Source organism: Sphingomonas sp. BRN-1R (assembly GCF_057748035.1).
On the sequence record NZ_CM173236.1, the window covers coordinates 847,457 to 873,092 of the forward strand.

The window sequence follows — 25,636 nt, forward strand, 5'->3', positions numbered from 1 at the left end:
ACGATAACTTCGCCGGGAAGGCGGGAACGTGTTCGAGCGGCTGTCGGTTGTGGCTGCGCCAAGCCGACCGGAGATGCCGTTTGCCTCTATCATATCGCTGCATCCTTTCCGCCGGCCCCGATCGGGGCGCAGGCGATCCGCACACGGACGAGCGCGCGCTTTCGACGGCGGCGCAGGCCGGTTTCGAGGCGGTGTTGTGGCGTGTGGCGGAGGAGGGCGGTGACGCTGCCGCCACGCTTCCCCACGGCCTCGGCCGCCTTTGCGCCGACGCCGGGCTCGCGCTTCTGCTCGATATCGACGTCACCGCGTTCGCAGTTGCCGATCCGCTGGTGGCTGCAAACCCGGCGCTGTTCGCGCTGCGGCGGGAGCCGGTCGGCGGTGCCGTCGTGGATCCGCGCGTGCCGCCGCAGCCATCGGGCACGGCGGTGGCGCGGCTGCGCGTGGACGATGCCGCGCGCGTGTTGCTCGGGCCGATCGCGAACGGGCTGGTCGCGTTGGTCGACGCCGGCGCGCAAGGTTTCCGCTTCTTGCAGGCCGAGCGGATCGCGCCGGAGTTCCTGAAGGCGCTGATCGCACGTCTGCGCGACCACCGCGGCGATGTGGTCGCGATCGCCGGACCGGGGCTGACGCGGGAGGCCGCGCGTGCGTTGCGCGGGGTCGGGCTCGACGGGCTGACCTCGTCGTTCGGATGGTGGGACATGCGCGCCGCATGGCTGATCGAGGAGCGGCAGGATCTGCACACGGTCGCGCCGCTGATCGCCGAGCCCGGCCCGGCGCAACTGGAGCAGGACGCCGCCCGCACGCTGCTGGCGGCGGCGGCAAGCGCCGAAGGACTGATCGCGCCGCTGGAGATCGTCGCGCGTGATGCCGCGGCGGTCGCACAGGCGGTGGCTGCGGTGCGGCAGACGGCGAGCTTCACCGGCGAGATGCGTCGCCTGAGCGGCTCGGCCGGCGCGGTGACGGCGCTGCTGCGCGCCGACGCCGGCGATGTCCGCGCTGCGCAGGCGGCGCTGCTGGTGTTCATCAACACGACGCAGGCCGATCAGCCCGCACCGGACCGGGGCATCGTGCTGTCGGCTGCGGGTGCGGCGTTCGACTCGTTCGGTGACGACGCCTTCGCCCCGCTGCACGCAGGAGAGGTCCGGATGGTGACGGCGCGGCGCGCGACCGCGATCACGCCTGCGGTCGCGGGCGATGGCATCGCGACGGCGGCGGGGTCGCCACGCCTCGTCATCGAGGATGTCGTGCCCAATGTCGATGGCGGCTTGCCGGTCAAGCGGGTGACGGGCGAGACGGTGCCGGTCGCGGCGACGATCTTCGCCGACGGCCATGAGCAGCTTGCCGCCGAGCTGCTGTGGCGCACCGCTGACAGCGCCGAATGGACGGTGGTTCCGCTCGAGGAGCGGCCCAACTATCGCTGGCATGCGCAGTTCGCGCCGACCCGGCTCGGGCGGCACGAGTTCGTGATCGAAGCCTGGCTCGACCGGTTCGGCGGCTTCACGCGCGATTTCCGCAAGAAGCTCGACGCGGGCGTGGCGCAGCCGGTCGATCATGCGGAGGGGCGGCTGCTGGTCGAGCAGGCGCGCGACCGCACCTCGGGCGCGTTGCAGGCGGAGCTGAAGCGGTTCACCGACGCACTGGCAGGCGATGCCGATGCCGATCTGCTGCTGTCGGAGGCGCTGGCGGCGGCGATGGCGCAGGCTGACGATCGCCCGCACCGGTTGCGCTCCGCCGTCCAGCCGCTGGATGCGGAGCGGTTGGCCGCGCGCTATTCGAGCTGGTACGAACTGTTTCCGCGCTCGCAGGCGGTCGGCCGCCACGGCACCTTCGCCGATGTGATCGAGCGGTTGCCGGCGATCCGCGACATGGGGTTCGACACACTCTATTTCCCCCCGATCCACCCGATCGGCACCACCAACCGCAAGGGGCCGAACAACACGCTGACGCCCGAGCCCGGCGATCCCGGCAGCCCCTATGCGATCGGCACCGCCGATGGCGGGCATGAGGCGATCCATCCCGAACTGGGCGGGCTCGACCAGTTTCTCGCGCTGGTCGACGCGGCGCGCGAGCATGGGCTGGAGATCGCGCTCGACTTCGCGATCCAGTGTTCGCCCGATCATCCGTGGCTCAAGGAGCATCCCGGCTGGTTCGCGTGGCGGCCGGACGGCTCGATGAAATATGCCGAGAACCCGCCCAAGAAGTATCAGGATATCGTCAACGTCGATTTCTACGGGCCGGACGCGGTGCCCGGATTGTGGGTCGCGCTGCGCGATATCGTGCTGCTGTGGGTGAAGCGCGGCGTAAAGACGTTCCGCGTCGACAATCCGCACACCAAGCCGCTGCCGTTCTGGGAATGGATGATCGGCGAGGTGCGCGCGGCGCATCCGGAGGTGATCTTCCTCGCCGAAGCCTTCACCAAACCGGCGATGATGTACCGGCTCGCCAAGATCGGCTTCTCGCAGAGCTATACCTATTTCACCTGGCGCGACCGCAAGGCGGAACTGACCGAGTATATCACCGAACTCACCACCACCGCGCCGAAAGAATTCTACCGCCCGCACTTCTTCGTCAACACGCCCGACATCAACCCGATCTTCCTGCAAACCTCCGGCCGCCCGGGCTTCCGCATCCGCGCGGTGCTGGCGGCGACGCTGTCGGGGTTGTTCGGCGTCTATTCGGGGTTCGAACTGTGCGAGGCGGCGCCGCTGCCCGGCAAGGAGGAATATCTCGACTCGGAGAAGTTCGAGCTGCGCCCGCGCGACTGGGCGGCACCGGGCAACATCATCGCCGATATCGCGCTGCTCAACCGCCTGCGCCGCGCGCATCCGGCGTTGCAGACGCATCTCAACACGCGCTTCCACGCCGCCTACAACGACAATATCCTTTACTACGCCAAGCCCGCCGCCGATGGCGCGGACATGATCCTCGTGATGGTCAGCCTCGACCCGCACAATCCGCAGGAGGCCGATTTCGAGGTGCCGCTGTGGGAGTTCGGCCTGTCCGATACCGCCAGCATCGCGGTCGAGGATCTTGCCGAGGGCTACCGGTTCGACTGGCACGGCAAGACGCAGCATATCCGGCTCGATCCGGAACACCCCTATCGCATCTGGCGCATCGCCCCGGGAGAGACAGCATGACCGCGATCGACCAGGATCCGCTCTGGTACAAGGATGCCGTCATCTATCAGGTGCACGTCAAATCGTTTTACGATTCGAACAACGACGGCATCGGCGACTTCGCCGGACTGATGGCGAAGCTCGATTACATCGCCGAACTCGGCGTCACCGCGATCTGGCTGCTGCCCTTCTACCCCAGCCCGCGCCGCGACGACGGCTATGACATCGGCGAATATCGCGACGTCAGCCCCGATTACGGCACGATGGACGATGCGCGCGCCTTCGTGGCGGCGGCGCACGAACGCGGCATGCGTGTCATTACCGAACTGGTCATCAACCACACATCGGATCAGCATCCGTGGTTCCAGGCGGCGCGCAAGGCGCCCGCCGGCAGCCCCGAGCGCGACTTCTACGTCTGGTCGGACACCGACAAGCTCTATTCGGGCACGCGCATCATCTTCTGCGATACCGAAAAGTCGAACTGGACGTGGGACGAGGAGGCGCAGGCCTATTTCTGGCACCGCTTCTATTCGCACCAGCCCGACCTCAACTTCGACAATCCGAAGGTGCTGGAGGAGGTGCTGTCGGTGATGCACTTCTGGCTGGACGCGGGTGTCGACGGGCTGCGGCTCGACGCGATTCCCTATCTGGTCGAGCGCGACGGCACCTCGAACGAGAACCTGCCCGAGACGCATGCGGTGCTGAAGAAGATCCGCGCCGATCTCGACGCGCATTACCCCGACCGGATGTTGCTCGCCGAGGCGAATATGTGGCCGGAAGACACCCAGCAATATTTCGGCGAGGTCGACGAGAACGGCTGGGGCGACGAATGCCACATGTCGTTCCACTTCCCGCTGATGCCGCGCATGTACATGGCGGTCGCACAGGAGGATCGCTTTCCGATCACCGACATCATGCGCCAGACCCCGGAAATCCCGGTCAACTGCCAATGGGCGATCTTCCTGCGCAACCATGACGAGCTGACGCTCGAAATGGTGACCGACGCAGAGCGCGATTATCTGTGGAACACCTACGCCGCCGACAAGCGCGCGCGCATCAACCTCGGCATCCGCCGCCGCCTCGCTCCGCTGATGGAGCGCGACCGCCGGCGTATCGAACTGATGAACGCGCTGCTGCTGACCATGCCGGGCACGCCCGTGCTCTATTACGGCGACGAGATCGGCATGGGCGACAACGTCTATCTCGGCGACCGCGACGGCGTGCGCACGCCGATGCAATGGTCGTCGGATCGCAACGGCGGCTTCAGCCGCGCCGACCCGGCCAGCCTGACGCTGCCGCCGATCATGGACCCGCTTTACGGTTTCCAGGCGATCAACGTCGAGGCGCAGGAACGCGACCAGCATTCGCTGCTCAACTGGGTCAAGCGCATGCTGGCGGTGCGGCGCGAACACCGCGCGTTCGGCCGTGGCACGCAGCGTTTCCTGCGGCCGGCCAACCGCAAAATTCTCGCCTATCTGCGCGAGCATGAGGGCAATGCGGTGCTGTGCGTCGCCAACCTCAGCCGCACCGCGCAGGCGGTGGAGCTCGACCTGCATGACTATGCAGGTAGCACGCCGGTCGAACTGTCGGGCGGCGCGGCGTTCCCGGCGGTCGGCCAGCTTCCCTATCTGCTGACGCTGCCGCCCTATGGCTTCCTGTGGTTCTGCCTGTCGAGCAGCGTTGGCGCGCCCGAATGGTCGAGCGCGGCGCCGGGCGGCGATGTCGAGCGCTACACCTTCGTGCTGCGCCCCGATCTCGCGGGCGTTACGCGGGGACGCAACGCGCAGGTGCTCGAAAGCGAGATTTTGCCATCGTACGTGGCGCAGCGCCGCTGGTTCGGCGAGAAGGACGAGACGATCCGCAATGTCCGCGTGGCGCGCACGGTCGCCTTGCCGGAAGTCGAGGATCTCGTGCTGACCTTGATCGAGGTGACGACCGACGCGGGCACGCAGACCTACACGCTGCCGCTCGGCATCGGCTGGGAAGGCGAGTTGCAGGGGCCGTTCGCATCCAACCTCGCGATCGGCCGGGTGCGGCGCGAGCGTCGCGTCGGGTTGCTGACCGACGGCTTCACCGTCTCCAGCTTCGCGGCGGCGGTGATCGGCGCGATCGGGCGCGGCGATACGGTTCCGGTCGACGGCGGCGAACTGCGCTTCGTCGGCACCGACGCGCTCGACATCGGCACCGATGCCGCCCCCGAATGGATCGGCGCGGAACAGTCGAACAGCACGATGATCCTCGGCGAACGCGCGGTGTTGAAGCTGCTGCGCAAGGTGCAGCCGGGTATCCACCCCGATGCCGAGATGGTGCGCTATCTCGTCGCGGGCGGGTTCGAGAACGTCCCCGCGATCCTCGGCGAGGTGTGGCTGGACGAAGGCGAGGCATCGAGCCTCGTCATGCTGGTGCAGCGCTTCGTCTACAATCAGGGCGACGGCTGGGCGTGGACTTTGGGCCTGCTCGAACGGCTCGCCACCGATGCCGACTGGAACTCGTCCAACTACGAGAACTTCGCGCAGAACCTCGGTCGGCGGCTGGCGGAGATGCACGGCGTTCTGGCGCGCCCGAGCGACGACGCCGCGTTCGCGCCCGAAGCGCTGACGCTTGCCGATGCCGATCGCCTGTCCGGGCGGATCGAGGGGCAGGTCGACAAGGCGCTCGGCATCCTGAGCGGTGCGACGCTGGGCGAGGCCGATGCGGCGGCGGCCGCCTATCTGCGCGATCACCGCGCCGATCTGATGGCGCGCATCAAGAGCGTCGCACGCGAGGCGGAAGGGCGCACGCGTACGCGCATCCACGGCGATCTCCACCTTGGGCAGATGCTGGTGACGGGCAGCGACGTGATGCTGATCGACTTCGAGGGCGAGCCGGTGAAATCGCTCGACGAACGCCGCGCCAAGGATCTGCCCGAACGCGACGCGGCGGGGATGCTGCGCTCGTTCGACTATGCCGCCGCAGTCGCCGAACGCGCCCGCCCGGCAATGGCCGATGCGGAGGAGGCGCGCACCGACGCGCGTTACGAGGATTTCCGCCAGAGCGCGGTCGCGGCGTTCCTCGCCGGCTACCGCGAGGTTGCGGCGATGCACGAACCGCTGCTCGACCTGTTCGTGCTGGAAAAGGCGGCGTACGAGATCGCCTATGAAGCGGCCAACCGGCCCGACTGGATCGGGGTGCCGATCGCGGGGCTCGCCCGTGCTGCCGAACGGCTGTTGCAGGAGAATGCGGCGTGAGCGCCTATAGCGACATCGCCGCGGCGATCCTCGAAGCACGGCTGAGCGATCCGTTCGCGGTGCTGGGCGCGCATGACGGCGAGGTGCGCACCTTCCAACCCGGCGCGCGATCGGTGGCGCTGGTCGCCCGGGGTGACGGCCGCGCGCTCGGCACGCTGGCGGAGCAGGCACCCGGCCTGTTCGTCGGCGCGATGGCCGAGGCGGTACCTTACGCCTTGCGGATCGAGTGGCCGGACGGCGCGGTGCAGGAGACGGAAGACGCCTACAGCTTCGGCCTCGTGCTGAGCGATCTCGACCTGTACCTGTTCAACGAAGGGCGGCACTGGGAACTCGCGCGCGCGATGGGCGCGCAGCCTCGCACGATGGACGGAGTGGAGGGCGTCGCTTTCTCCGTCTGGGCGCCCAACGCGCGGCGCGTGTCGGTGGTCGGCGATTTCAACGGCTGGGACGGTCGCCGTCACCCGATGCGCTTGCGGCAGGGCGCGGGCGTTTGGGAGCTGTTCGTGCCGCGCATCGGGGCTGGCGAACATTACAAGTTCGAGATTGCCGGGGCGGACGGCAGCGTCGCGCAAAAGGCCGATCCCCTTGCCCGACAGACCGAGTTGCCGCCGAAAACCGGTTCGATCGTCGCACCTGCGCCTGATTTCTCCTGGTCCGACGGAGACTGGCTGGCCGAACGTGCGGCGCGCCACGCGCCCGATGCGCCGCTGTCGATCTACGAGATCCACGCCGGATCGTGGTTGCGGCCCGATGACGATGCCGACGGCACGCTCGACTGGCAGGGGCTGACCGATCGGCTGATCCCCTATGTCGCCGACATGGGCTTCACCCATGTCGAGCTGATGCCGATCATGGAGCATCCGTTCGGCGGATCATGGGGCTATCAGCCGCTGTCGCAGTTCGCGCCTTCCGCGCGCTTCGGCCGACCGGACCAGTTCGCCGCGTTCGTCGATGCCTGCCATCGCTACGGCATCGGCGTGATCCTCGACTGGGTGCCCGCGCATTTCCCGACCGACGCGCACGGCCTTGCGCATTTCGACGGCACGCCGCTCTACGAACATGCCGATCCGCGCGAGGGGTTCCATCAGGACTGGAACACCTTGATCTACAATCTCGGGCGGCGCGAGGTGTCGGGCTTTCTGCTCGCCTCGGCGTTCTGGTGGCTGGAGACGTTCCATGTCGACGGCCTGCGCGTCGATGCGGTCGCTTCCATGCTGTACCGCGATTACAGCCGCAACGCGGGCGAGTGGGTGCCCAACATCTACGGGGGCCGCGAGAATTTGGAATCGGTCGCGTTCCTCAAGCGGCTGAACGAGGTCGTCGCCGAACGCGTGCCCGGCGCGATGACGATCGCCGAGGAATCGACCGCGTGGCCGGGCGTCTCCGCGCCGGTGTCGCAGGGTGGCCTCGGCTTTTCGTACAAGTGGAACATGGGGTGGATGAACGACACGCTCCGCTATGTCGAGCGTGACCCGCTGTATCGCGGCTGGCACCATAATGAGGTGACGTTCGGGCTGGTCTATGCCTTTTCCGAGCGCTTCGTGCTGCCGATCAGCCATGACGAGGTGGTCCACGGCAAGGGTTCGCTGATCGGCAAGATGCCGGGCGACCCGTGGAGGCGCTTCGCCAATCTGCGCGCCTATTTCAGCCTGATGTGGACGCATCCCGGCAAGAAGCTGCTGTTCATGGGGTGCGAGATCGCGCAGGAACGCGAGTGGAACCACGATACGCAGGTGGCGTGGGAACTGCTCGAACGGCCCGAGCATGCCGCGATGCAGCGGCTGGTGCGCGATCTCAACCACCTCTATGCGGCCGAGCCCGCATTGCACGCGCGCGACGCCGATCCGGCGGGGTTCCAGTGGATCGTCGGCGGCGATACGCAGGCCAGTGTGTTCGTCTATGCGCGCTACGGTGCGGCGGGCGATGCGCCGGTGGTGGTGGTGCTCAACATGAGCGCCAATCCGCATCACGGCTACACGACCGGTCTGCCGCGCACGGGCGTGTGGCGCGAGGTCTTCAACAGCGATGCCGGCAGCTACGGCGGCGCCAATATCGGCAACGGCGGCTCGGTCCACGCTGTCGCCAGCGGCGCGCACGGCCAGCCGGCGAGCGCCGATATCGTCGTGCCGCCGCTCGCCGGGCTGGTGCTGCGCTTCGAAGGAAGCGAGGCTTGAGCAAGCTGCACGACCTCGCCGAGGCGGCGGGTCTCCAGATCGCATGGGAAGATGCGCTCGGAGAGCCGCATCGCGTGGCGGATGACTCGTTGGTGGCGATCCTCGCCGCGCTCGGCTTTCCCGCCGACGACGACGCCGCGATCGCTGAAAGCGCCGCCCGCATCGCGCAGGACCGTGCGACCGACTGCGCGTTCGTGTCCGGCACGCTCGACACGCCGATCGCGCTGCCGCCGCGCTGCGGCGCAGCCGGCGCGGCCGCGTTGATCCTCGAGGACGGCACCCGCCGGGAGATCACCCTCACCGCTGATGGCGATGCGCTGCACGTCCCGCCGGTCGCGACGATCGGCTATCACCGGCTGGTCGTCGGTGGACGGGAGATCACGCTCGCGGTCGCGCCGCCGCGTTGCTTTTCGGTTGCGGATGCCGCGGCGGGGCGGCGCATCTGGGGATCGTCCGTCCAGATCGCGTCGCTGCGCGACGATACGCCCAAGCCGTTCGGCGATTTCGGCAGCCTTGCCGCCGCCGCGCGCGCGTTCGCCGCGCAAGGTGCGGACGCGCTGGCGATCAGCCCGGTGCATGCGCTGTTTCCTGCCGACAGCAGCCGCTACAGCCCCTATGCGCCGTCGAGCCGACTGTTCCTCAACGTGCTCTACGCCGATCCCGCGCTGGCCGGCGCGACGCTGCCCGTTGCGCCGGGCGGCGATCTGATCGACTGGGGGGAGGCGATCCCCGAACGGATGCGGAGCCTGCGCCAAGCCTATGACGCGCGAAGCGACGCAGTGCGCGCGGCAATCGCCGATCATGCCGCGCAGGGCGACGACGAACTCGAACGGCACGCGCGGTTCGATGCGTTGCACGCGCATTTCTTCGCGCAGAACGGCGCGCGTGGCTGGCAGGATTGGCCGGAGGCGTTCCACGATCCGGCCGGTCCTGACGTCGCGAAGTTCGCGGCCGAGCATGCGGAGGAAGTTGGGTTCCACCTATACCTGCAATGGCTCGCCAAGCGCAGTCTCGATGCCGCGCAACAGGCGGCGACCGGGGCGGGGATGGCGCTCGGGCTGATCGCCGACCTCGCCGTCGGCATGGACCCGGGCGGCAGCCATGCGTGGAGCCGGCCCGACGATCTGCTCAGCGGCCTGTCGATCGGCGCGCCGCCCGATCTGCTCGGGCCGGACGGGCAGAGCTGGGGGATCACCGGCTTCTCCCCGCATGCCTTGCAGCGCACCGGGTTCGCGCCGTTCATCGCGACATTGCGCGCCGCGCTCGATCACGCCGGCGGTATCCGCATCGACCATGCGTTGGGGCTGCGGCGGCTGTGGGTCGTGCCCGAAGGCGCTTCGCCCAAGCAGGGCGCGTATCTGACGATGCCAATGGACGATATGTTCCGCGTGCTCGCGATCGAATCGCACCGCGCGCGCGCGGTTGTGATCGGCGAGGATCTCGGCACCGTGCCCAAGGGGTTCCGCCCGGCGATGGACGACAAGGCGATGCTCGGCATGCGCGTATTGTGGTTCGAGCGGAACGAAGACGGCGGTTTCCTGCCGCCCGAAGACTATGATTGCGACGCGGCGGCGATGACCGGCACGCACGATCTCGCCACGGTCGCAGGCTGGTGGCGCGGCCGCGACATCGCGTGGAACTGGCAACTCGGCCGCACCTCACGCGCGCGCGACGAAGCCGAGGATCAGGCGACCCGCGCGAAGGAGCGCACGACCTTGTGGGAGGCGTTCGTCGCAGCCGGCGTGGTGGATCGGCCCGAGCCGGCGGCGGATGAGGACGCGGGCGTCGTCGATGCGGCGCTCGCCTTCGTCGCGCGGACGCCGTCGGCACTGGCGATCGTCCCGCTGGAGGATGTGATCGGCGCGGTGGAGCAGCCCAACCTGCCCGGTACGATCGACGAGCATCCCAACTGGCGCCGCCGCATGCCCGAGACGACCGCGACGCTGCTCGACCGCAGCGAGGTCGCCGCGCGGCTTGCGACCCTACGAACGGCGAGACCCGGCGCCGCAGCCGGCTGAGGGAGTAGCGCAGAACCGGGACGCGAAGACCCCGGTGGCGCCGACGGGCATACGATTGACCGAAGCAAGTTCTTGCTTTCGTTGAATTCTATTCGGCGCGATCACGGATGCTCCGGGTTTATACGGAGCTTACTTAAGCGCGCTTTCACCATGCGCCGGCATTGTCCGGCGGCCGATCCGCAGTGGATCCATGGATGATGTCGTGACTGATTTGCCCCTCGTAAGATCCGCCGCCAATCGCATCTGCTGGCGCTCGAGCCGCGCATGATGTTCGACGCGGCGGCTGCGGTCACGCTCCAGAATGCCGCAGCGGATCAGGATGCGGCGACGCACGCCACCCCGTTTGCCGATGGCGGCGATCATCCGGCGGCCACCGGTGCGGCGCACACCACCGGCGCGCACACCACGCCGGTGGCGGTCGATCCCGCCGAGAACGCATCGCGGGACGCGCAGCGCCTGTCGGAGCAGGGTGGCACGCCCGCTATGACGTCGACCGATTCGCCGCACGACGTGATCTTCATCGACACATCGGTCGATGATTACCGCCAGCTCGCCAGCGCATGGGCCGGGCGTGGCGAGATCGTGCTGATCGACGGCACCAGGGACGGCATCGCACAGGTGCAGGCAGCGCTCGCCGGCCAGACCGGCATCGCCGCCATCCACATCGTCAGCCACGGTGAGGAGGGGGCGTTCTTTCTCGGCACCACACGGGTCGATGCCGCAGCGATCACGGCTTCGCTGTCGGCCTCGCTCGGCCAGATCGGCCAGTCGCTCGCGCCCGGCGGCGATATCCTGATCTACGGCTGCGACTTCCCCGCCGGTGCCGATGGCGCGCAGGCGCTCGCCGCTTTTGCCGATGTCACGCATGCCGATGTCGCTGCCTGTTCGATCCGCTCAGGCACCTGTTCTTCCAGATCGGCGCGCTCGAACAGCGTGTGGTGGCGCACTGGCGCAAGGGCGAGGCGGGGGCGGTGCGCGCCGCATTGATCGCGGAAGGGGCAGAGCTCGAGGATGCCGAAGACGCGATCGTCGCCTTCCACGAGTTCGCGCTCGCCAACAGCCTGACGCGCGAGGCGCCCGGGAATGCGATCGAGACGCTCGCCAGGCGCAACGCCGCCGCCCGGCGCGACTGGTGGCGCTGGCTGCTCGACCATTATCTGTTCATCCGCGTGCCGCTGGTGCGCCCGGCGGCGTTCCTCGAACGCACTTTGCCGTATGCGCGCGCGATCTGGTCGAACACCGGCATCGCGGTGCTCGCGACGATGGCGCTGCTCGGGCTGTTCCTCGTCACCCGCCAATGGGATGCGTTTACCGCCAATTTCGCCGGGCTGCTGAGCGCCAAGGGGCTCGCCTCCTATGCCTGCGCGCTGCTGATGGTGAAGGCGTTCCACGAACTCGGCCACGCTTATACCGCGACGCGCTTCGGCTGCCGCGTGCCGGCGATGGGGGTGAGCTTCCTCGTGATGGTGCCGGTGTTCTATACCGATACTAGCGCGGCGTGGCGGCTGCGCTCGCGTACGCAACGCATGACGATCGACGCGGCCGGACTGTGCGCGGAGTTCAGCGTGGCGGCGGTGGCGATCCTGTTGTGGTCGTTCCTGCCCGACGGGGCGGTGCGGACCGGCGCGTTCGTGCTGGCCACCACCAGCCTCGCCACCTCGATCCTCGTCAACGCCAGCCCGTTCATGCGCTTCGACGGCTATTACATCCTGTCGGACCTGCTCGGCGTGCCCAATCTCGCTGCCCGCGCCTTCGCGCTCGCCCGCTGGCGCGCCCGCGAACTGCTGTTCGCGCTGGGGGAAGCGCCGCCCGAGGCGATGCCCGCGCGGACCCGCCGGGCGATGATCGTCTATGCCGGCATCACCTTCTGCTACCGCGCGTCGCTCTACGTCGGCATCGCGCTGCTCGTCTATCACAGCTTCTTCAAGGCGCTCGGCCTTGTCCTTTTCGCCGTGGAGGTTTCCGTGTTCCTCGCCCGTCCCGTCCTTTCGGAAGCGCGCGAGTGGCGCGCGCGCTGGCCCGCGATCCGCGCCAGCCGTCGCGCGCACATGCTCGCCGTCGTCGCGGGCGCGCTGGCGGTGGCGGCGTTCCTGCCGCTCGACCGTTCGGTGACGCTGCCGGCGATGCTCACCCCGCTCGCCGACAAGCCGGTCGTCACCGGCGATCCGGCACGGGTCGAGCGCGTGCTGGTCGAGGACGGCGCGGTCGTGCGGGCAGGGCAGCCGCTGATCGAACTGTCCTCGCCCGACATCGCGCTCGGCATCTCGCAGGCGCAGTTGCGCATCGCGCAGCTCGAAAGCCAGATCGCGCGCGGCGTCGCCGACCGCGAGGATCTCGCCGATGCGACCGTGCTGGGCCGCGATCTGATCGCGCAGCGCGACCTGCTCGCCGGGCTGGAGAAGCGGCGCGCCGCCCTGACCATCCGCGCCGAGGTGGCCGGGCGCGTGGTCGACCTGTCGGACGATCTCGAGGCCGGTAGCTGGACCGACGGCAAGATGCCGCTGCTGCGCGTCGTCACCCCCGGCCGCTATGCGGTGAACGCCTATATCCCCGAGGCGGAAAGCTGGCGGCTGACCCCCGGCACACAGGGGCGCTTCGTGCCCGGCGAGGCGGCGACGGGGACATGGGCGGTGCGGCTCGACGAGATCGGCGGCAACGCGATCCGCACGCTCGACCAGCCCGCGCTCGCCACCGTCAACGGCGGCCCAATCGCGACCCGCCCGGCCACGAAGGACGGCCTGCAACCGAGCGAGGCGACCGTCGCGCTCCGCCTGATCGCGCAGCAGAGCGCCGCTGCGGGCCTGCCCCAGCCAGTGGCGGGCAGCGTCATCCTGCCGGCCCGCGGCGAAAGCGTCGCCGCCCGCGTGGTGCGCGCGTTGACGCGGGTGCTGGTGCGCGAATCCTCGCTTGGGTGAAGCGCGCCGCTACCGCCAGACGCTGACGCGCTGATCGGGCGGCAGATACAGCGCGTCACCCGGCTTGACGCCGAACGCCTGATACCATGGCGCGAAGTTGCGCACGATCCCGTTGACCCGGTACTTGTCGGGTGAGTGCGGATCGCTGAGCAACTGCTGGCGCACCGCCTCCTCGCGCCGCTTGCCCTGCCATGCCTGCGCATAGGCGAGGAAGAAGCGCTGGTCCCCGGTCATCCCGTTCAGCACGGGCGGTTCGCCGTGGCGCGCGACATAGCGGCGGTACGCGGCATAAGCGGTCTCCAGACCGCCCAGATCGGCGAGGTTCTCGCCCAGCGTCAGCCGGCCCTTGATCTTCACGCCCGGGATCGGTTCGTACTGGTCGAACTGCGCGGCCAGCCGGTCGGCCGGCACCGTATATTGCGCAGCGGTGGCCTTGCTCCACCAGTCGCGCAGGCGGCCTTTCTCGTCGAACTGCCGCCCTTCGTCGTCGAAGCCGTGCCCCATCTCGTGCCCGATCGTGGTCGCGCCGGTTTCCGCGTAATTCACCGCCGGATCGGCGTTGGCATCGAAGAACGGCGGCTGGAGGATCGCCGCCGGCAGCGTGATCTGGTTCATCGTCGGATCGTAATAGGCGTTCACGGTCTGCGGAGTCATGTACCACAGGCCGCGATCCACCGGCTTGGGGAAGCGTTGCAATTGCAGCCGCCACTGGAAATCGGCCACCGCGATACTGTTCGCGAGCGGGTCGGTGCGGCTGACCTTCAGCGTCGTATAGTCGATCCACGCCTTGGGATGGCCGACGCGCGGATCGAAGGTGGCGAGCTTGGCGAGCGCGGCGGTGCGGGTCGCCGCGTCCATCCACTTGGCGGCCTCGATCTTGTCCTTATAGGCGGCCTGCATGTCGGCGACGAGTTCGTCGGCCTTGGCCTGCGTCGCGGGCGACCAGTATTGCTGGACGTAGATCGCGCCCACCGCCTCGCCGAGTGCATCGTCGATCAGCGCCATGCCGCGTTTCCATCGCGCGCGCTGTTCCGGCACGCCGCGCAACGTCTTCGAATAGAAGTCGAAGTTCGCCTGATCGAACGCCTTGGGCAGGAACGGCGCGGCACCGGACAGGAACCGGGCGGTCATCCATTCCTTCCAGGTCGACAGCGGCACGTCGCCGAGCCGCTTCGCCGCCGCCGCGACCGCGCTCGGCTCCGACACGTTGACCTTCATAGCCGCGCCCAGCCCCATGCTCGCCAGCGTCGGCGTCCAGTCCATTTCGGGCGCGAGTTTGGTGAGTTGCTCGCGCGTCATCGGGTTGTGCGTCTTGACCGGGTCGCGGCGCTGCTCGGGCGTCCACTGATCCTGGCTCAGCCGCGTTTCCAGCGCGATGATCCGGTCCGCCTTGGCCGCTGCATCGGGGATGCCGGCCAACTGTTGCAGCGTGACGAGATAGGTGCGGTAGGCGCGGCGGATCGCGTCGTATTTCTCGCCGGGGAGAAGATAATAGTCGCGCGTCGGCAGGCCGAGCCGCGCCTGACCGGCATCGGCCATATAGTGGGTCGGATCGTCGGCGTCGGTCGAGATGCCGATGTTGACCGGGGAGGGGAAGCCCGGCCGCATCATCAGCTCGACAAGCTGCACGCGATCCCGCACCCCGTCGATACGCGCGAGCCATGGCTTGATCGGCGCCAGTCCGCGCTGCTCGATCGCCTGCTCGTCCATCCACGCGGCGTAGAAATCGCCTACCTTGCGCGCGTCCGGGGTGGTCGGGCTGGCCGCTGCGGTCTCGACGATCTTGCGGACCTGAACCTCGATCTCGTCGGGCAGATCGTAATTGTAGCCAGCGCCGACCTTGTCCGCCGGGATCGGATGATCGCGCAGCCATGTGCCCACCGCATAGGCGTAGAAGTCGTCGCCGGGCTTCACGCCCCTGTCCATGTTCTGCAATTCGAGGCCCCACGGCCGGTAGCGGGGCGCGCCCGTCTGCGCGGCAAGCAACGCGGGAACGGTGGCAAGCGCGAGGACGAACGGGGCGGAACGGCGCATCGGGAAACTCCGGCTGTATTGCGAACACCCGGCTTAGGCGCACGCCCGGGGTTTTTCCATCCGTCCCGCGCCGGCGCTGGCGGAGCAGGTCGTCACGGTTTCGTCCGTGTCGGCGCGTCACCCGCTGTCCAGCCGCCGCCGAGGGCGCGGATCAGGCGGATGCTCGCCTGCAAGCGCCGCGTGTCGAGATCGAGCGCGGTGCGCCGGGCTTGCAGCGCCGTCGTCTGGGCGGTGAACACCTCAAGGTAGGTGACCGCGCCCTTGGCATAGCGGTTGAGCGAGAGCCGCTCGGTGGTGGCAGCCTGACGCACCGCCTCGTCCTGCGCGGCGGCTTCGTCGCCGAGATGGTGGAGCAGCGCGAGATTGTCCTCGACCTGCTGAAACGCGGTCAACACCGTACCGCGATAGTCGGCGCTGGCGCTCGCCCAGCGCGCCCGCGCGACCGCGAGTTCGGCGCGACGACGGCCGCCGTCGAACAGGGCGAGCACCGCGCTCGGCCCGATTGACCAGATCTGATTGGGGGCCGAAAACAGTCCCGGCAGGCCGGTGTTCTGGAAGCCGCCGCTCGCGCCCAGCCGGATCGCCGGGAAGAACGCGGCCTTGGCGACGCCGATGCCGGCATTGGCGGCGGCGACGCGGCGTTCGGCGGCGGCAATGTCGGGGCGGCGCTCGATCAGTGTCGAAGGCAGGCCTAGCGGGACCGCCGGCACGGCGAAATCGCTCGCCACCGGCGGAATCGAGAAGTCGGAGGCGGGCGTGCCGACGAGGCTTGCGATGGCATGTTCGGTCAGCGCGCGCGATGCGGCGACATCGGCAAGCTGCGCGCGCGCCTCGGCGAGTTGCGCGCCCGAGCGGCTGGTCTCGATGCCGCTGACGATGCCGGCCTGAAACCGGCGCGCGATCAGGTGATCGGCCTTGGCGAAGGCATCGACGGTCTGCGACAGCAGCACGGCCTGGCGATCGTAACCCCGCAGCGCCATGAAATCGGTGGCGAGTTCGGCTTGCAGGCTCAGCCGGATCGCGGCGAGATCGTCGCCCGATGCCTGTACCTCGGCCTTGCCGGCGGCGACGCTGTTGCGCACGCGACCCCAAAGATCGAGTTCGTAGCCGAAGCTCGCCTCTATGGTGTCGGCGCTATAGACGTCGGGCTGGTTCGCGCCGCGCAGCGGACGGTTGTCGGACTGGCGGTTGCGCGTCGCCTGGGCATCGACGCCGAGCTGCGGCAGCAGCGCCGCGCGGCTCTGGCCGAGGAACCCGCGCGCCGCATCGTACCGCGCGAGCGCGCCAGCATAGGTCGGGTTGTCGGTGGCGATCCTGCGTTCGAGGCGGTCGAGCGTCGGATCGCCGAACACCGCCCACCAGTCGCCGCCGGGGGATGCGGGCGCGGCGGGTTGCCACGGGCCGGCTTCCTTGAAGGCGGTGACGGCCGGGGTTGCCGGCGGCCGGTAGGCGGGCGCGAACGAACAGCCGGCGATCGCGGCGAGCAGCGGCAGCGCCAGCCATCCACGCTTAGCCATGTGTGCCGTCCTCGACGCGGACCAGTTCGCCGTCGCTGAGCGAATCGGGCGGATTGTCGACGATCTTCTGCTGGGCGGTCAGTCCCGATGTCACCTCGACCGTCTGGCCGAGATCGCGGCCGATCGTGACGGCGCGCAGGTGGACGTGGGCGTCGGCACCCACGGTCGCCACCTGCGTGCCCTGCGCGCGGAAGATCAGCGCGCTCGACGGGATCTGCACGGTGCCGCTCTGGCCGCGCACGTCGAAGCGGACCTGCGCATAGCCGCCGGGCTTGAGCGCGCCGTTTGGATTGTCGGCGAGCAGTTGCACTTGGAACGTGCCGGTCTGCTGGTTGATCGCGCCGGCATTGCCGATCACGTGCGCATCGAAGCTGCGTGTCGGATCATCGGGCGTGGTGAGCGTGGCGTCGAGGCCCGGCGTCATGCCCGCTGAATAGTTCTGCGGCACGTTGACGTAGATACGGATCTTGCGCGTATCGGCGACCGAGAACATCGGCTGCTGCACCGATGCGCCCGGTCCGACCAAATCGCCGATATCGGCATTGCGCGACGTGACCGTGCCCGCGAACGGCGCGCGAACGGTGGAGAACGCCTTCTGCGCAAGCAGCCGGCCGAGATCGGCACGCGCCGCCATCACCGCTGCATTGCGCACGGCGAGATCGCCGTTCTTCTCGTCGGCCTCCTGCTTCGACACCGAATTATCGGTGAGCAGGTCGTTCCAGCGCGCCGCCGTGCTGCGCGCCAACGAAGCGTGGGCCTGCGCGCTGACCAGCGCCGCGCGTGCCGACACAATCTGCTGGTCGAGTTCGGGCGTGTCGATCCGCCCGAGCGGGGTGCCCGCGCCGACGTTCGCGCCGATGTCCTTGTACCACGCGCTGACATAACCGCCGACGCGCGCGTAGAGCTTGGCGGCGTTCCATGCCTGCATCGTGCCGGGCAGGGTGAGCGCGTCGTTCGCCGATGCCCCCTTCGCGGCGATCATGTGGACGGCGGGCACCGAACGCGCGTCGGACCAGCTTTGCGCCTCGTGCGTGTCGCCGCGCCGCACCAGCGCGCCGGCCGCGACCACGCCGGCCGCCGCCACCAATGCGACGATACCCGCTGTCTTGAGGCCCCGGGGGGCGGGGGCGGGGGTCTGAACAGCTTCAGCCTGCATGAGCGAGGGTTCCGGTTGCGAGAGTGTCGGAAGCCGCGCCCCGCTGCTTGCGGTGCGCGATCGAGAAGACGACGGGGACGAAGACGAGCGTGGCGAGCGTCGCGCAGATCAATCCGCCGATCACCGCGCGCCCGAGCGGCGCGTTCTGCTCGCCGCCTTCGCCGAGACCCAGTGCCATCGGCGCCATGCCGATAATCATGGCGAGCGCGGTCATCAGCACCGGGCGGAAGCGGGTTGCGCCCGCTTCGGCGGCGGCGCGCAAGGCATCGCCGGTGGCGGCGAGCCGTTCGCGCGCGAAGCTGACCACCAGCACCGAGTTCGCGGTGGCCACGCCCATGCACATGATCGCGCCGGTGAGTGCGGGGACCGACAGCGGGGTGTGCGTGGCGAACAGCATCCACACGATTCCGGCGAGCGCGGCGGGCAGCGCGGAGATGATGACGGTCGGATCGACCCAGCTCTGGAAGTTGACGACGATCAGCAGGTAGATCAGCGCGATCGCTCCGATCAGGCCGAAGATCAGCCCCGAGAAGGCGGTGTTCATCGTCTCGACCTGACCGCGCAGCTTCACGCTCGATCCCTTGGGCAGCGTCCCCTTCGCCTGATCGAGCACCTTCTGGATGTCCGCCGCCACCGCACCGAGATCACGTCCCTGCGTCGTCGCATAGACATCGTAGGAGGGCTGCACCGCATAATGCGTCACCACTGCCGGCGACGGCTCGCGGTGGAGCGTGCCGAGGCCCCCGAGCAACTGATAGGTGCCGCCCGATCCGGTGATCGGCAGGTTCTGGAGCGCCGACAGCGAGTCGGTGCGGTACTGCGGCGTTTGCACCACGATCGGATAGGACACGCCGTTCTTCGGGTTGAGCCAGAAGGCAGGCGCGACCTGGAAGCTGCCGGCGAGGTTCACCGCCATGCTGCGCGTCACGTCGTTCTCGGTGATGCCGACGCGGTTGGCCTGCGCGCGATCGACGTCGAAGCCGAGTTCGGGATAGGCTTCGGTCTGCTGGACGCGCACGTCGGCGATGCCGGCGATGTGCTGCATCTTCTCGGCAAGCATCTGCGCATAGGCCTTGCCGCCCTTGATGTCGCTGCCGGTCACCATCACGTCGATCGGGGCGGGTGCGCCGAAATTGAGGATCTGGCTGATGATGTCGGCCGGCAGGAACGAGAAGACCGAGCCGGGGAACGCATCGGGCAGCGCCTTGCGCAAGCGCCGGACGTACTCGGCGGTGGGCTTGTGATCCTCGGATAGCGTGATGAGGATGTCGCCGTCCTGCGGGCCGACCCCGCCGGTGTTCGAATAGGCGCGGTTGATGCCCGACACCGGCATGCCGATATTGTCCACGATCGACACCAGTTCGCCCGCCGGGATCACGCTGCGGATCCTGTCCTCGACGTGATCGAACATCGCCGCCGTCTCCTCGATGCGGGTGCCGATCGGCGCGCGGACGTGGAGGTTGATCTGGCCCGCATCGATCGTCGGGAAGAAGTTGCGCCCGAGCATCGGCACCAGCGCGAACGACACCAGCACCACCGCCATGAACGCCGGCACGAACACGCGCCGCCGCGCGAGCGCGAAGTCGAGCAAAGCGACGTAATAGCCGCGCACCGCCTCGAAGCGACGTTCGAACCCGCTCTGGAAACGGCGGAACACGTTGTGGCTCTTCGGGCGGCCGGTCATCGCATCGTGGCTGACCATCACCTCGGCGGTGTGCTCGCTGGCGTGCTGCCGCAGCAGGTAATTGCCCATCGTCGGCACCAATGTGCGCGACAGGATGAACGACGCGATCATCGCGAACACCACCGCCATCGCCATCGGCGCGAACAGGAAACCGGCGACGCCGGGCAGGAAGAACATCGGCAGGAAGGCGATGCAGATGCACAGCAGCGACACGAACGCCGGCCCGACGATCTGCTGCGCGCCGTCAAGGATGGCGTCACGCACCGTCTTGCCCTGTTCGAGATGCCAGTTGATGTTCTCGATCGTGACGGTGGCATCGTCGACGAGGATGCCGACCGCGAGCGCGAGGCCACCCAAAGTCATGATGTTGAGCGTCTGCCCAGCGGCCGCCAGCGCCGCGACGGCGGCGAGGATGGCGAGCGGGATCGACGCGGCGATGATGACGGTGGACCGCCACGAGCCTAGGAACAGCAGGATCATCAATGAGGTGAGCGCGGCGGCGATCACGCCTTCCTTGACCACGCCCGACACCGCCGCCTTCACGAACAGCGACTGATCCGACAGCGGCTGCACCTTGAGCGACGGCGGCAAGGTCTCGCGGATCTTGGGCAGCAGCGCCTTGGCCTGATCGACGATGGCGATGGTCGAGGCCGCGCCCGATTTCAGCACGGTCATCAATACCGCGCGGCCGCCGTCGACGCGCACCACGTTGCGCTGCGGGGGCGACCCGTCGCGGACGTGCGCCACGTCGCGCATCGTCACCGTCGCGCCATCGACGGTCTTGATCGGCAGATCGTTGAGCTGGTCGATCACCTCGGGCGAATTGTTGAGCCGGACGTTGTATTCGTACTGGCCGATCTTGGTGGTGCCGGCCGGCACGATCTGGTTCTGCGCCGCCAGCGCCGCGCCGACGTCGCTCGCCGAAAGGTGCCGCGCCTGGAGCGCGCCGGGATCGAGGTCAATCTGGATCTGGCGTTCCTTGCCGCCATACGGGGAGGGGATCGCCGCGCCCTGTACCGAGGCGAGCGCGGGGCGGATGAAGTTCTGGCCGAGATCGTAGATCTTTTGTTCGGAGAGATCCTTCGCCGACAGCGCGAGTTGCAGGATCGGCACGGTCGAGGCGTTGTAGTTGAGGATTTGCGGCGGGGTGATGCCGGGCGGCATCTGCTTGAGCACGGTCTGCGAGGCCGCCGTCACCTGCGCGGAGGCGGTGCGGATATCGACGCCGGGCTGGAAGAAGATCTTCACGATGCCGACGCCGTTCAAGGACTGGCTCTCGATATGGTCGATGTCGTTGACCGTGCTGGAAAGCTGGCGTTCGTAATAATAGACGACCCGCCCCGCCATGTCCTCGGGCGGCAGCCCGCGATACGTCCACACCACCGCGATCACCGGGATCTTGATGTCGGGAAAGATGTCGGTCGGGGTACGCACCCACGCGATCGAGCCGCCAAGCACAATCAGGATGGCGAGGACGACGAAGGTATAGGGCTTGCTGAGCGCGAGCTTGACGAGTTGCAGCACGGTTAAGGACGCCTCGGAGGAACGAGGCGCTCCATCTAGCCGCGTCGTGCTGCGACGCACCTTAAATGAATTTCACCTCACCGATCAGGCTTCGGCCAGCCCCGTCGGGCAACGGATGCGCGCGACCAGCCCCGGCGCCGCATCCCCCAGCTCGAGGTCGAAGCCGTGGAGGTGAGTGATCGCGGCGACCACGCTGAGGCCGAGCCCGGTGCCGGGCACCCCTGCGGCGTCGGTTCCCCGGTAGAAGCGCCGCAGCGCCGCTTCGCGCTCGCCGACAGCGAGGCCGGGGCCGTCATCGCGCACCGCGATGATCGCCGCGCCCGGTGCGGGTTCGAGCGAGATGCGCACGGTTCCGCCCGCACCGGTGAACTTGACGGCATTGTCGACAAGATTGCTGACCGCTTCGAACAGCAGCTTGGGGTCGCACGCAACCGTCGCGTCCGCAGCGCGGTCGAAGCCGAGCCGCACGCCGGCATCCTCCGCGAGCGGTTCGTAGAGGTCGCGCACCGCCGCGAGCAGCGGCGCGAGCGCAACGGTTTCGAACCCGGCGCGGCGTCCGCTCGCCTCCAGCGCGGAAATCCGCAGCAGCGCGGTGAACCGCTCCAGCACCAGATCGAGGTCGGCGGTCGCCGCTTCGGCAAGCGCGACGAGGCGCGGATCGGCGCCGGCCAGCGCGATCGCCTCATGCAACCGCCCGCGCACATGCGTCAGCGGGGTGCGCAGATCGTGCGCGATGGCGTCGGTCACGCCCTTCACCTGCGCGACCACGCGCTCGACCTCCTCGACCATCGTGTTGACGGTCGCGGCGAACAGGTCGAGCTCGTCGCCGCGCGGGCTGATCGGCATGCGCTGGTCGAGCCGTCCGCCCGCGATGCGCCGGCTCGCCGCCTGCAAGTCTCGCACCCGCCGCAGCGGTGCGCGGCTCAGCACGAACGCCGCGATCAGCACCAGCGGCACCATGATCGCACCGCTGACGACCAGCACGTCGAGAATGCGCCGCCGCAGATCGACTATCGGGGTGATGTCGCGGCCGATCAGGATCGTCTCGCCGGTGCCGGCACGGATCGCCAGCACGCGCAGCGGCCCGTGCGCGCCCGGCTTGGCGGTGATGTTGGTCGGCCGGTCGAAACCGAGGTCGGTCGAGACACGCAGGTTGCCGACGATGTGCTCGCCGTCGCGCGTCTGCAAGCCGAACAGCGTCAGGCCGCTGGCATTGTGGCGGATCTCGGCGGCGATGCGATCGGGCAGGGCGTCCGGCGACACCGCCTGCAAGCGGACTGCCTCCAGTTGCAGGATGCGGTCCGTCCGCCCGGTCAGTTCATGCGCGGACAGCCCGTAGATCAGCCCGAGCAGCGCGACCATGCCGAGTGCGAACAGAACCCCGAGCAGCACCGTCAGCCGGAAGGTGCTGGTCTTGCGGATCTCGTGCAGATGCAACCGATCAACCGGCATCGAACCGGTATCCTTCACCCTTGACCGTGACGATGACGGAGGACTGGCCCGGCCGGTCGAGCTTCTTGCGCAACCGCGCGATGTGGACGTTGATGAGATTGGCGCCGGGATCGAAATAATAGCCCCACACCTGCTCGAAGATGATCTGTCGGCTGAGCGTGTCGCCGGCGTGGCGCAGAAAGAATTCGAGCAGCTTGAACTCCATATGGAGCAGTCGTACGGCCGCGCCATCCACCGTCACCTCGCGGCGGACAAGATCGAGCGCGATGCCGCCCGCCTGGAGGATGGTCTCGCCGCGATCCTGCCGGCGCAACAGCACCTCGATCCGCATCGCCACCTCCTCGGGCACGAACGGCTTGACGAGGTAATCGTCGCCGCCGGCGCGCAAGCCCGCGATCCGCTCGTCGACATCGCTGAGCGCGCTGATCATCAGCACCGGCAGCATGATCCGCCGCTCACGCAACGCGGCGACCAGCGACAGCCCGTCCAGCCCCGGCAGCATCCGGTCGAGCGTGGCGGCATCGAACGGTTCGCCCATCGCGCGGGCGAGCGCCTCGGCGCCGTCCCGCATGTGCACGGTGTCGTGACCGCCGCGGCCGAGAACATCGAGGATCTGGCCCGCCGCATCGGGATCGTCCTCGATGACAAGAATGCGCGCCATGGAGACGTCCCTCGTTTCTGCACAAGCCGGATCAACCTGCGCCGGATACCGAGGTTTTTCCGCCATGGCGACTGGTCACCCTGTCCAGGACGCCGCTACATCATGGGCGGTGATCGTGTAGCCGAACCGGTCGCGGAAGGCGAAGTGGCGGCCGCGTATCGAACGCCGCACTGGCGCGCCGGGCATTCGTGACACCGCAGACGATGCAGGCGATCCTCGTCGGGTTGGATCGTGCGGGCCTCTTCGCGCGGACGCCGCATCCCGGGCATCGCCGGGTCCAGACCACCGAACTGACGCAGAAGGGGTGAGCGGCTGGCGGCCGCCTCGACGATCGTCGCGGGTGCCAAAGCACGTCTTCAGGATGCGTCGGCGCCCATGGACCCGATGGCGGTCGCCGCGATGCTGCTGCGTCTCGCCGGGGCGCTGCGCTGAGCGGAGCGGACGTGGCGATCGTCGGCCGCGTAGAGATCGCCGTCCTCACCATCCACCTCTGCGGTGATTGGCCTTAGCTTTCTCAGTCCAGCCATTCCGATAAATCGATCACATGTGTTGAGGTAAAGACGATTTGGATACTCTTGCTTCTTGGCAGCCTTAGATCGGAATCGTCTTGAGCGCAGAGCGACGCACGCCCAGTGAAGATTACAGGTCGCGTGAGCCGGAGAGTTACGGCTCGGCCTTGCGCGCCTATTTCCGCAAGCGCTGCAACCCCGCCGATGTCGATGATCTGGTTCAAGAGGTGATGTTGCGGATGCACAGTCGCCGCGCAGACAGCCAAATCGAGAATGTCGGGGGTTATATTTTTACCGTTGCGGCGCATGTGTTGATCGCACGCCGGCGACATCTGGCGGTCGGCGAATATGGATCGGACCTCGCTGAAGGTGTCGACATGCTCACACCCGAGCGGATCGTGCTGGGCCGGCGCGAAGTCGATCGCATTGTGCTTGCGATTCAGGATCTTCCGCCCCGTACGCGCGACATCTTTGTCGCGCATCGTTTCGAGGATATGACCTACGCCGCGATCGCACGTCAGTTCGGCATATCGACAAGCGCCGTGGAGAAGCACATCATGAACGCTCTGCGTGCGCTGTCGCAGGCCGTTCAGGTGCGACCATGATCCCGGAGGATCTGATGCACGCCGGTGCCGCCGAACAGGCATGCTGGTGGCTCTCCCGATTGCGATCCGGAGACATGTCGCCGCAGGATCACATTGCCTATGACGACTGGCTGGCCGCAAGCGCGTTGAACCTCGCCGCCGCCGACCAGTGTTCCGCGCTTTGGTCGGCCTTGGGCGATGTCCGCGACGATCCGCGCATCCTCAGTATCAGAGAAACCTTCCGCGGCTCGCGACGACGGACTTGGCGCTACGGATTTGGCATCGTCGCGGGGATCGCTGCTGCCGGCATGCTATGTGTTTGGCCTCATGGCGCGCACTGGAAACGGCCTGCGCCGTCGACGATAGACCCGGCGATGGTGACACGCTTCGAAACCGACGTGGGTCAGGTGTCGAAGGTCGCGCTCGCGGATGGTTCGACGGTCATTCTGGACACCGGTTCCGCATTGAAGACGGTGTTCGACGGCAAGACGCGGCGTGTGTTCGTACAACGCGGCCGGGCCTTCTTTCGCGTCGCTCACGAAAAGCGCCCGTTTTCGGTGACCGGGCGACATGTATCGGTCACGGCCACAGGAACGCAGTTCGTCGTCGATCTGGACCAACCCTCCGACGTCGTGAGCATGGTCGAGGGCAGGGTGGTCGCCGTTCCCACCACCAAAGCGGGCGGAGCAGCCGTCGCGCTTGTCGCCGGCCGCAGCCTTACCGCAAATTCCGGAATATGGCGTCTCGGCGCGGTCGATATCGATGCCGTGCGCGGATGGACTACGGGCGAACTGACGTTTCGCAACGCGCTGCTTTCCGACGTGGTGCGGGAGACCAACCGATATTCGCCGCGTAAGATTCTGCTTAGTGATCCGGCCATCGGTCGGCAACGGCTGAGCGCCGTTCTGAAGGCAGGTGACGTCGATACGTTGGCGGCCGCCGTCCATGATTTGGGGATCGCCCGGACTATTGCGAGAGATGTCGGCACGATCACGCTGTCCAAGAACTGACACCTTGAATTTTTTACAGACCGGGTGAGGGGGCAGCGGGTTCGGCGCTCTTAAG

14 protein-coding genes are annotated in these 25,636 nt (G+C 68.0%); 8 read left to right on the forward strand and 6 right to left on the reverse strand.

The features are described from left to right. The first annotated feature begins 80 nt into the window (after positions 1 to 80). The 6 genes from AC3ANX_RS03890 to AC3ANX_RS03915 all read left to right on the forward strand — a co-directional run bounded on the left by AC3ANX_RS03890 (position 81) and on the right by AC3ANX_RS03915 (position 13,450). Positions 81 to 3,137 (forward strand): alpha-1,4-glucan--maltose-1-phosphate maltosyltransferase, encoded by a 3,057-nt coding sequence (locus tag AC3ANX_RS03890; protein ID WP_488335722.1) that lies wholly within the window; start codon positions 81 to 83, stop codon positions 3,135 to 3,137. Continuing rightward, positions 3,134 to 6,343, forward strand: a complete 3,210-nt coding sequence (gene treS, locus AC3ANX_RS03895) for a maltose alpha-D-glucosyltransferase (protein WP_488335723.1) — start codon at positions 3,134 to 3,136, stop codon at positions 6,341 to 6,343. The genes AC3ANX_RS03890 and treS overlap by 4 nt, the downstream gene beginning before the upstream one ends. Continuing rightward, on the forward strand, positions 6,340 to 8,517 hold the full coding sequence (glgB, locus tag AC3ANX_RS03900; protein ID WP_488335724.1) for a 1,4-alpha-glucan branching protein GlgB: 2,178 nt from the start codon (positions 6,340 to 6,342) through the stop codon (positions 8,515 to 8,517). Before treS ends, glgB begins: the two co-directional genes overlap by 4 nt. After that, entirely contained in the window at positions 8,514 to 10,535 is a 2,022-nt protein-coding gene (gene malQ / locus AC3ANX_RS03905; protein WP_488335725.1) for a 4-alpha-glucanotransferase, read from the forward strand. Before glgB ends, malQ begins: the two co-directional genes overlap by 4 nt. Before the next feature lie 264 nt (positions 10,536 to 10,799). Beyond that, complete coding sequence (locus tag AC3ANX_RS03910) at positions 10,800 to 11,522, forward strand: DUF4347 domain-containing protein (protein WP_488335726.1); 723 nt, start codon at positions 10,800 to 10,802, stop codon at positions 11,520 to 11,522. Beyond that, positions 11,474 to 13,450: a site-2 protease family protein gene (locus AC3ANX_RS03915; protein ID WP_488335727.1), complete on the forward strand. Its 1,977-nt coding sequence runs from the start codon at positions 11,474 to 11,476 to the stop codon at positions 13,448 to 13,450. Before AC3ANX_RS03910 ends, AC3ANX_RS03915 begins: the two co-directional genes overlap by 49 nt. Positions 13,451 to 13,459: 9 nt before the next feature. Here the strand turns inward: AC3ANX_RS03915 and AC3ANX_RS03920 are convergent, their stop codons facing one another. From AC3ANX_RS03920 to AC3ANX_RS03945, 6 genes are all read right to left on the reverse strand, one after another. After that, complete coding sequence (locus AC3ANX_RS03920; RefSeq protein WP_488335728.1) at positions 13,460 to 15,484, reverse strand: M13 family metallopeptidase; 2,025 nt, start codon at positions 15,482 to 15,484, stop codon at positions 13,460 to 13,462. 92 nt (positions 15,485 to 15,576) lie between these two features. Then, positions 15,577 to 17,001, reverse strand: coding sequence for an efflux transporter outer membrane subunit (locus tag AC3ANX_RS03925; RefSeq protein WP_488335729.1), 1,425 nt, complete (start codon positions 16,999 to 17,001; stop codon positions 15,577 to 15,579). Further along, entirely contained in the window at positions 16,994 to 18,157 is a 1,164-nt protein-coding gene (locus tag AC3ANX_RS03930) for an efflux RND transporter periplasmic adaptor subunit (RefSeq protein ID WP_488335730.1), read from the reverse strand. The genes AC3ANX_RS03925 and AC3ANX_RS03930 overlap by 8 nt, the downstream gene beginning before the upstream one ends. Beyond that, positions 18,147 to 21,365, reverse strand: a complete 3,219-nt coding sequence (locus AC3ANX_RS03935; protein ID WP_488335731.1) for an efflux RND transporter permease subunit — start codon at positions 21,363 to 21,365, stop codon at positions 18,147 to 18,149. Before AC3ANX_RS03935 ends, AC3ANX_RS03930 begins: the two co-directional genes overlap by 11 nt. Before the next feature lie 84 nt (positions 21,366 to 21,449). Then, the gene (locus AC3ANX_RS03940; RefSeq protein WP_488335732.1) at positions 21,450 to 22,817 is read right to left on the reverse strand and encodes a sensor histidine kinase; all 1,368 of its coding nucleotides are present in this window, start codon (positions 22,815 to 22,817) and stop codon (positions 21,450 to 21,452) included. Next, on the reverse strand, positions 22,807 to 23,478 hold the full coding sequence (locus AC3ANX_RS03945; protein WP_488335733.1) for a response regulator transcription factor: 672 nt from the start codon (positions 23,476 to 23,478) through the stop codon (positions 22,807 to 22,809). Before AC3ANX_RS03945 ends, AC3ANX_RS03940 begins: the two co-directional genes overlap by 11 nt. A gap of 676 nt (positions 23,479 to 24,154) precedes the next feature. Between AC3ANX_RS03945 and AC3ANX_RS03950 the strand changes: the two genes are divergently transcribed. Both AC3ANX_RS03950 and AC3ANX_RS03955 read left to right on the forward strand, forming a co-directional pair. Beyond that, positions 24,155 to 24,592: an RNA polymerase sigma factor gene (locus AC3ANX_RS03950; protein WP_488335734.1), complete on the forward strand. Its 438-nt coding sequence runs from the start codon at positions 24,155 to 24,157 to the stop codon at positions 24,590 to 24,592. Then, on the forward strand, positions 24,589 to 25,581 hold the full coding sequence (locus AC3ANX_RS03955; RefSeq protein ID WP_488335735.1) for a FecR family protein: 993 nt from the start codon (positions 24,589 to 24,591) through the stop codon (positions 25,579 to 25,581). Before AC3ANX_RS03950 ends, AC3ANX_RS03955 begins: the two co-directional genes overlap by 4 nt. Positions 25,582 to 25,636: the final 55 nt, after the last annotated feature.